This window comes from Flavobacterium sp. Root935, assembly GCF_001429295.1.
Classification (GTDB): Bacteria; Bacteroidota; Bacteroidia; order Flavobacteriales; family Flavobacteriaceae; genus Flavobacterium.
In genome coordinates this window covers 1,840-4,339 of sequence record NZ_LMJL01000009.1, presented here as the reverse complement: position 1 = coordinate 4,339, position 2,500 = coordinate 1,840, and the positions used below count along the sequence as shown (strand labels likewise).

At 46.1% G+C, this 2,500-nt stretch carries 1 tRNA gene and 1 rRNA gene (1 of these 2 cut by a window edge); both read right to left on the bottom strand.

Annotation, left to right across the window (positions count from 1 at the left end):
* Positions 1–1,882, bottom strand: a 23S ribosomal RNA gene (locus tag ASE40_RS10915) (it extends 1,001 nt beyond the left edge of the window).
* 357 nt (positions 1,883–2,239) lie between these two features.
* Positions 2,240–2,313 (bottom strand) — tRNA-Ala (locus ASE40_RS10910).
* Between the last annotated feature and the right edge of the window lie 187 nt (positions 2,314–2,500).

The following is a 2,500-nucleotide window of genomic DNA, read 5'->3' as shown; positions in this document are numbered from 1 at the left end:
TCTCCGAAGATAACATCTCCTCTTAACCTTCCAGCACCGGGCAGGTGTCAGGCCCTATACTTCATCTTACGATTTTGCAGAGCCCTGTGTTTTTGATAAACAGTCGCCTGGACCTCTTCACTGCGGCCCCGATTGCTCGGGGCGACCTTTCTCCCGAAGTTACAGGTCTATTTTGCCTAATTCCTTAGCCATGAATCTCTCGAGCACCTTAGGATTCTCTCCTCAACTACCTGTGTCGGTTTACGGTACTGGTGCTTATTACCTGAAGTTTAGAGGTTTTTCTTGGAAGCCCTTAGGCGCACTATCTCTTTGTCCGAAGACTCCGAGTACTATCGTATTTCACCATTCTCTGCGGATTTGCCTGCAGAGAATATAGCTAGGTACTTTAACGAACTATTCCGTCAGTCCGCGGCGCTTTCATCACTCCGTCACCCCATCACAGTAATAAGCAGTACGGGAATATTAACCCGTTGGCCATCGACTGTCCCTTTCGGGTTCGCCTTAGGACCAGACTAACCCACAGCTGATTAGCATAGCTGTGGAAACCTTAGTTTTTCGGTGTGCGGGTTTCTCGCCCGCATTATCGTTACTTATGCCTACATTTTCTTTTCTGACCGGTCCAGCATACCTTACGATACACCTTCTGCCCTGTCAGAATGCTCCCCTACCACTTACAGTAAACTGTAAATCCATAGCTTCGGTAATATGCTTATGCCCGATTATTATCCATGCTCGTCCGCTCGACTAGTGAGCTGTTACGCACTCTTTAAATGAATGGCTGCTTCCAAGCCAACATCCTAGCTGTCTGGGCAGACAAACCTCGTTCTTTCAACTTAGCATATATTTGGGGACCTTAGCTGATGGTCTGGGTTCTTTCCCTCTCGGACTTGGACCTTAGCACCCAAGCCCTCACTGTTATCAATCATTATACAGCATTCGGAGTTTGTCAGGAATTGGTAGGCGGTGAAGCCCCCGCATCCAATCAGTAGCTCTACCTCTGTATAACTAAAATAACGCTGCACCTAAATGCATTTCGGGGAGTACGAGCTATTTCCGAGTTTGATTGGCCTTTCACCCCTACCCACAGGTCATCCGAAGACTTTTCAACGTCAACCGGTTCGGTCCTCCACTGTGTGTTACCACAGCTTCAACCTGCCCATGGGTAGATCACACGGTTTCGCGTCTAACACTACTGACTAAAGCGCCCTATTCAGACTCGCTTTCGCTGCGGATCCATGTCTTAAACACTTATCCTTGCCAGCAACGTTAACTCGTAGGCTCATTATGCAAAAGGCACGCCGTCACCCCACGAAAGGGCTCCGACCGCTTGTAAGCGTATGGTTTCAGGATCTATTTCACTCCGTTATTCACGGTTCTTTTCACCTTTCCCTCACGGTACTGGTTCACTATCGGTCTCTCAGGAGTATTTAGCCTTAGCGGATGGTCCCGCCAAATTCAGACAGGGTTTCACGTGCCCCGCCCTACTCAGGATACCGCTATCTATTATACTTGTTACCCGTACGGGACTGTCACCCTCTATGGTGCCCCTTTCCAGAAGCTTCCGGTTCCTTGTACATAAAATACCGCGGTCCTACAACCCCGGCACTGCCGTAACAGCACCGGTTTGGGCTAATCCGCGTTCGCTCGCCACTACTTACGGAATCACTTTTGTTTTCTTCTCCTCCGCCTACTTAGATGTTTCAGTTCAGCGGGTTTGCCCACCTATCGGTGTGCTATGCCTTCAGCATAGCGGGTTGCCCCATTCAGGTATCTGCGGATCAATCGGTGTGTGCCCGTCCCCGCAGCTTTTCGCAGCTTATCACNGCCTTTCATCGCCTCTGAGAGCCTAGGCATCCCCCATACGCCCTTATTTTGCTTATTGTACCAGTCCTAAAATTAATCAGGACCGTTTTTTTTGTTTTTTACAATAAAATTGTAAAAAACGCTTTCTACTTTCTTATTATTTTCTTATCTCAATATGTCAATGAACTTTGTGTGCTTCGCGCTCTACGCACTAGGCTTTAAGCTTACAGCCTATGGCTTATAGCTTTTNGCCTTTCATCGCCTCTGAGAGCCTAGGCATCCCCCATACGCCCTTATTTTGCTTATTGTACCAATCCTAAAATTAATCAGGACCGTTTTTTTTTGTTTTTTGTTACTAATAACAAAAAACGCTTTCTACTTTCTTATTATTTTCTTATCTCAATATGTCAATGAACTTTTGTCCTTTCGGACCNTGTGGAGAATAACGGAGTCGAACCGTTGACCTCCTGCGTGCAAGGCAGGCGCTCTAGCCAGCTGAGCTAATCCCCCATTTTAAATCTCAGATTTTAGAATTCAGATTTTAGATTTCTTAATTCTTCTCTAATTTCCTTTGGTGAATCCCAGCTTCCAGAATTTCCTTTAATCAAGCTTACAGTCTTTTTTTATTCTGTCTTTTGTAATTTATAATTCATAATTTACAATTAACAATCTTAAAAAAGTAGTCCCGGGCAGACTC